5 protein-coding genes and 2 pseudogenes are annotated in these 6000 nt (G+C 55.0%); 2 read left to right on the top strand and 5 right to left on the bottom strand.

Going from position 1 to position 6000, the window contains the following annotated elements:
* Window positions 1–494: 494 nt before the first annotated feature.
* Window positions 495–910 (bottom strand): annotated as a pseudogene (locus RMR21_RS25855) (site-specific integrase); the annotation flags it as partial.
* 242 nt (window positions 911–1152) lie between these two features.
* Here RMR21_RS25855 and RMR21_RS25850 point away from each other — a divergent pair.
* Window positions 1153–2342, top strand: a protein-coding gene (locus RMR21_RS25850; RefSeq protein ID WP_498668974.1) for an IS3 family transposase whose coding sequence is annotated in 2 segments (ribosomal slippage) — window positions 1153–1405 and window positions 1405–2342 — 1191 coding nt in all. Because the reading frame shifts where the segments join, the coding sequence is not laid out codon by codon here.
* Between the two features lie 270 nt (window positions 2343–2612).
* Here the strand turns inward: RMR21_RS25850 and imm40 are convergent.
* Window positions 2613–2939, bottom strand: a complete 327-nt coding sequence (imm40, locus tag RMR21_RS25845) for an Imm40 family immunity protein (RefSeq protein ID WP_498672767.1) — start codon at window positions 2937–2939, stop codon at window positions 2613–2615.
* A 148-nt stretch (window positions 2940–3087) separates the two neighbouring features.
* On the opposite strand from imm40, the gene RMR21_RS25840 reads away from it, so the two are divergent.
* Window positions 3088–3471 (top strand): NUDIX hydrolase, encoded by a 384-nt coding sequence (locus tag RMR21_RS25840; protein WP_498672766.1) that lies wholly within the window; start codon window positions 3088–3090, stop codon window positions 3469–3471.
* Between the two features lie 136 nt (window positions 3472–3607).
* Here RMR21_RS25840 and RMR21_RS25835 read toward each other — a convergent pair whose 3' ends face one another.
* The 3 genes and pseudogenes from RMR21_RS25835 to RMR21_RS25825 form a co-directional block, all read right to left on the bottom strand.
* The gene (locus RMR21_RS25835; protein ID WP_498672763.1) at window positions 3608–4126 is read right to left on the bottom strand and encodes a transposase; all 519 of its coding nucleotides are present in this window, start codon (window positions 4124–4126) and stop codon (window positions 3608–3610) included.
* Window positions 4127–4374: 248 nt separating this feature from the next.
* A complete protein-coding gene (locus RMR21_RS25830; protein WP_498672762.1) occupies window positions 4375–4677 on the bottom strand; it encodes a hypothetical protein in 303 nt (100 codons plus the stop codon).
* An 80-nt stretch (window positions 4678–4757) separates the two neighbouring features.
* Window positions 4758–5674 (bottom strand): annotated as a pseudogene (locus RMR21_RS25825) (recombinase family protein).
* Window positions 5675–6000 lie beyond the last annotated feature (326 nt).

Raw genomic sequence — 6000 nt, 5'->3', positions numbered from 1 at the left:
CGCGAAAAACCCTAAATGCGTTTTCAAGCCCACACGAGCAATGAAACCGCATTTAGACCCGATTCTACGAGTCTTGCAAGGAAAACAAAGTTAACAAGAAGTTAACTGGAAAACTATGACGTGTAGCGAGTTTACCGCAGTAAACTTTTAGAGCTATTACAAAGCGTATTGGTAAACATCGCGTCGAGGCGACTCCCGAAGGGCGCCGTACCTGTCTGCGTCCTTTGTCTGCCGCGCGAGCCACCGGAGAGATTCACCAACAAAATCTTCACCTAACTAAATTCCTGATCGCATCGTGAGCCTCCCGTTCGCGAAGATTAGATTCGCAGCGAGGCTGCGTATAAGATATTTTGGGGCTGGCGATAGAGTGGCCACTTGCCGTTTCGCCATGATTTTTTTCGCGCGCTTTTCGTCTGATTTGTACAAATAAGGAACGTGGGAGAAAGTGACCAATTGCCAGGCCCGCATGGCGTGGCCCTAAAAGCCAGGCCGCAGCCGTGTGCCGGAAACTCCTCCGGCTCCAATCCTGCCATCTCCGCTCGCGGTTTGAGTATCGCATTAATCGACTGCGGATCGATTGATCGCTTCGACACCGTTCCTCATCTCCCGATTCCGCTGAAGAAACTGCCATTGTCGATCTTCGCCGCCGACATCCATGCATAGATAGCCTCTACCGGCCGGCCTGTGAGATAACCGGCATCATACTGCTCGCCGCTCGTGGTTTTCGTCCGTCCGAGATGAATGGCGAGAAAGGGGAGGGGAGGGCCATCGGCCACCTCGATCGGCGGCTCGACACAAGGGCGACCATCAGGATCGCCCGGTCACGCAGATCGCGTAGGCCGTCGCCCGCGCAAGTGGCCAGCAGTTTTGCCAAAACGTCGCTCGTAACCGCTTTGGCGCTTTTACGCCGCCACGCCGTCATGAACTGTTCGTTTTCATATGAGTTTGAGCCATTTTCCCGTTTCGTCGTGATCGACTTACGCCGGATAGAATTGTTGTCGGCCAACTCACTACACCGGATATGACGTGCCAACGCGAAATGGAAAAGCGGATTAAATTTCGCTGAAACTCAACAGCATGAACTAAGAAATGACCTGCCACTGAGAATTTCCTCCAGATTCGATTATAGTCCGGCTCATCGAGGACGGACTTATGAAGAAGCAGAGATTTACGGAAGAGCAGATTATTGGTGTGCTGAAGGAGCAGGAGGCGGGCGTTAAGGCCGCTGATCTTTGCCGCAAGCACGGTATTTCCGAGGCGACCTTTTATAATTGGAAGGCCAAATACGGCGGCATGGAGGTGTCGGAGGCCAAGCGTCTGAAGGCGCTTGAGGACGAGAATGCAAAGCTGAAGAAGTTGTTGGCCGAGCAGATGCTGGATGTTGCCGCTCTTCGTGAGCTTCTTGGAAAAAAATGGTAGGGCCTGCCGCCAAGCGTGAAGCCGTCACGCATCTGAAGGTCACAATGGGGCTTTCGGAGCGGCGGGCCTGCCAGATCATATCTGCCGACCGCAAGACGGTCCGTTATCAATCCAGTCGACCACCTGAGTTAGAGCTGCGAGCGAAGTTGCGCGATCTGGCCAATGAGCGCCGCCGGTTCGGCTATCGTCGATTGTTCGTCTTGCTTCGACGAGACGGAGAGCCGTCTGGTATCAATCGCATCTACCGGCTATATCGCGAGGAAGGTCTTTCCGTGCGCAAGCGGAAAGGCAGGCGTCGTGCTGTCGGTACGCGTGCGCCGATCCTCGTCGAAGCAAAGGCAAATGCCCGCTGGTCGCTGGATTTCGTCCACGACCAGTTCGCCTGCGGCAGACGCTTCCGTGTCCTCAATGTGGTCGACGATGTCACGCGCGAATGCCTGGCGGCGATCCCGGACACATCGATCTCCGGCCGCCGTGTCGCGCGAGAACTGACGACGCTTATCGAGCGACGGGGCAAGCCCGGCATGATTGTCTCAGACAATGGGACCGAACTAACCTCGAATGCCATCCTTGCCTGGTCAAAGGATCATAAGGTTGAGTGGCACTACATTGCGCCGGGAAGACCGATGCAAAACGGCTATGTCGAGAGTTTTAACGGCCGCATGCGCGACGAACTGCTCAATGAAAGTTTGTTCTTTGGGCTCGATCATGCCCGCAGCGCCATTGCGGAATGGGCCGACGACTATAACAATTTCCGGCCGCACTCATCGCTCGGATACCAGACCCCGGCGGACTATGCCGGGATCATCGCCGCAACCGGCTCCAACGCTACGCAAAGTGGAAGCTTCGCGTTGCCGCCGGTTGCTCCCACCGCGCCATTTGGCGTATCAAAAACCGCCGAGGCTCTAATCGCAGCCGGATGAAACTTCAGTGGCAGGTCAGAAAGCCAAAGATTCCGATCCTGGCCGGATCGTCCCATGCGGACGACGGGATGGATGAAGCCGAATATGACTGCTGCGCTTCGAGCGCGTCCCTAAGCGAGGCTCTCCAGACCCTGATCCCATGCATGCGTGCAGCGGCTCCAAACGAAACTGAGCCACCAGACTGCGAAGAGAAGCGTGACCCGCGTGGACGATCAGGCCATCTAGGATAAAAAGAAAGAGCTTGACCCCAATGCCCGATTAGAGAAGCGGTCATGCTGATCTGGGTACAAGCACGAAATAAGCATCCTCAACTGGATAATCGCTAATGTAAGAAGATGCTTTTAATGCGCTTAATGACAGATCATCGGGACTCGGTGGAGACGAAAGCTCAAAATACCAGTTGTCATAAGTGTGACTGAAGTTCTTTCCAGGCCCGTTGAGGACATCTCCACCTAACAAAATGCATTTTGCGTCACGAAGTTTGCCAATCGCAACGAGAGCCTGCTCTTTGGTCAAGGCCCAGTTGGTACGATCAGGTCCCAGCCAGACACCTGTTGAGAGAATGGCATCAGCGTCTGTGGAATATACAACTGGCAACCCAGTCCCTCCTCGAACCGTTTAAACAAATACAAATTCCGGAGAAAGTGCAATGACCGCATCTGGCGCATTGCCGCCAAGGCTGCATTTGGCCCATTGAGGTCATTTGATTAATATTGCACGTTGTCTCGGCCCACTGGAGACGACATTGACAACTATCTTATTGGCAGCATTCATCGAAGATGGTCGGGTGTTGATGGCCCGCAGGGCCGATCATAAGAAACAGTTCCCCGGACATTGGGACCTGATCGGCGGCCGTGTCGATCAGGGAGAAACTTTAGAAGTTGCTCTCATCCGTGAGGCCCAAGAGGAGATTGGCTTGATGCCGACAGCTTTCCGTGACCTCGGTACTTTCAATGATGACGAAACGGAAGCCACATACCATCTGTTCGTTGTGACCGAATGGTCGAATGATCCTCCAAAACTGCTAGGCGACGAACATACCCAATTGGTATGGGTTCGGGTAAGTGAAGCTAATTCTCTAAGCCCTCTGGCGCATCCGGGCTTCATTTCGGTAGTCGGTCAAGTCTGAATAATGTCCGGTGTTGGCGCAAAGTGGTCGTCCCAACTGGATTGGAGACTGTTTTGGACAGCATTCATCCAATACAAATCAAAGCTTTCCGGCGCTAAAATTCACGAGGGCTGAATTGGGAAAACAGCCGGAATGCTTAAAGTGTCATTCCGCCCCATACCGGAACCGACCCCTTGACGCATCTGGCCCATGGCACAGGGGACAAAACCATGAAGCTCAACCACCGCAAGCCGCTGGCCTTGACGAAGTGTCCATGGCTTGAGCCCACCGGATCCCGATAAATTCCACGAGCGGCGATACGTTGGCCCCAACGACGTTCGATTGTATCGTCCATTCCGATCACGACGGGGCCATCGGGCACGAACCTTTCAATGATGATCGACAACAGGCGCGCCGACAATAGGCGAGGGCTCCAGCGGGCACGGTTGAGGAGTTGATGATAGGCGGCAAAATTGCTTGCCTCCGCTCGACCGGTGATCCGCAAGCATGCCGTCACTGTTCGCTTGCCAGGAGAAAGGATCGCACCCATCACTAGGACCAGAAGATGGTCCCAACTCAGCGCGGTAAACAAGCCACGAAACGGCGACAGCCATTGGCGGAGGAGGTGGGGAACCGCGTCTCCCCGGTCATTGCAACGATCAGGAGATTTGCTCATCCATCGGTTGGAATACGATCGGGCCGGTGAAGCAAGGCACGCTGACTGCGGCAAATTGATTCACACCGGGCCGCTTAGCAGCACCAGAAATCACAACCGATTTTGTACAAAGTCGAGCTAAGGGACAAAACAGTACACGCATAAACACAGTTGCCAGTCAGCAAAGCGTCCGAATCTGTTCAGACGATCAGAACCACCTCAAGGCTCCTCTGGAAGAGGTGGCGAGGTCTAGCCTCGCCACTTTGAGATCACCACTGTCCGCTGCCGAGGCAGGCAATCGCTTCCCATCCACTGTATTCCCACCAACTATAATTTGGATCATTGCATCCGTCGGCAAAGGAAGCGAGCTGGACGTTGCCTCCGTGTGTGGGACCTTTGATTTCGCCTTTTTGCAAACCAAGTTGTAGGATTGCGGGTTTCTCAATAGGTGGAATTGCGGTTGAAGTGGCCGGAGTAGCCAGCGACGTCATCCCGGCAGGCACTGCAGCCATCGCAGTGGAAGCAATCATAGAGAAGGCTGCGATGGTAGCACCGATCTTTGAGCTTTTCATGTTTTCTCCATCTGTTAGGAAGGTTCTACACGCTCAATATTCGCTTGCTTGCACTAGGCGACGCAATTAGTACGGATGTGCTATGTATCGGTAAGGCCGAACCGATGCGCTTCATCCAGCAGGTTGCGAACGGATGATGGCTGCCATTTACGTCCACCGCGCGCCGGTCGCTCTCCCATCTGATCAAGCTGGCTGGCAATGTCGCGCAGCGACAGGCCGGGATCGGCGATAGCAATCGCTGCGACGAGCTTCATGAGATGATCTTCTGGCGTGCGGCGTGGAGAGCGGACCAGTAGCTCGGGATCCGCGAGCTTTTCACGAACCATTCGATGCACGGCCCGACGTAGCCTTTCCATCGTCCAGTCATCGCCTCTGCGAGTGAGGACCCGCACGACATTGTCCCAGCTATGTTTTGGCCGAAGTTGCCGAACGGTCGGGAGCCAAATATGGGAAGTGGAGATCAGTTCGTCGAGATAGAGTTTTTGCCGGGACTTCGAGACCGCCTTGATGGCTTGCGGCCGCCGCTCACGAAGTCCAGGGTTCTCCGGTAGCTTGCCAAGGACTTTTGCTGCCTTGATGCCTGCTTTTGTTCGCTCGGCGATTAGCGCACGTTCGAGCTGCGCGACGGACCAAGAACCTGCAGAGAAAACATGCCTTGTGGCGTGGACGTATCGATCGGATCGCGGATTGACCGAAAATGGACCCCACGATCTTCGAGATCTTCGATCACTTGCAGAAGGTGGCTCACAGACCGGGCAAGGCGATCCAGCCGGACGACGACCAGCACGTCGCCGGCTTTGAGGTTTCCGAGAAGTCTTGTGAGAACCGGCCGAGCGCGTGATGCACCCGAGCCTTGCTCCTGAAAAATCCGCTCGCAGCCAACGGCACGCAACTCGTCCATCTGCGCATCATGGACCTGATCGTCGGTCGAGACGCGTGCATAGCCGATAAGCCGTTTGGGAGCCGGCGCTGGATTGGCGACTTGCCGTTTTGCCATGGTGTTCTCGTGCGCTTTTCAGGTGCCTTATACAAATAAGGAATGCGTGAGAAAATGACCAGTTGCAAGCGTGGTTTATGGGCTAAATGCAGCCCCACCAGACTCGAAATGCGGCCTCGAACAGGGTCCAGCCGTAACCAGCGCGAAACGCGCCCTAGTGGCCATCTGTGGCGGAAATGCCTGAAAACAAGCAGATCGGAGGAGGAGAAGGGCAAAAATGGTCGACTGAGCAGAACAATGATGAGGGAAGCCGCATCATAGCCGAATGCCAGGACCGCCGTGAGCGGCCCGCGGAGCAGCTACCGTTCCACCGATCCTAGCCGAAA

Source organism: Agrobacterium sp. rho-8.1, assembly GCF_033957725.1.
In the GTDB taxonomy this organism is placed as follows: domain Bacteria; phylum Pseudomonadota; class Alphaproteobacteria; order Rhizobiales; family Rhizobiaceae; genus Agrobacterium.
Note: the sequence above shows the minus strand (reverse complement) of the source record. Positions and strands in the feature narration are given on the sequence as shown.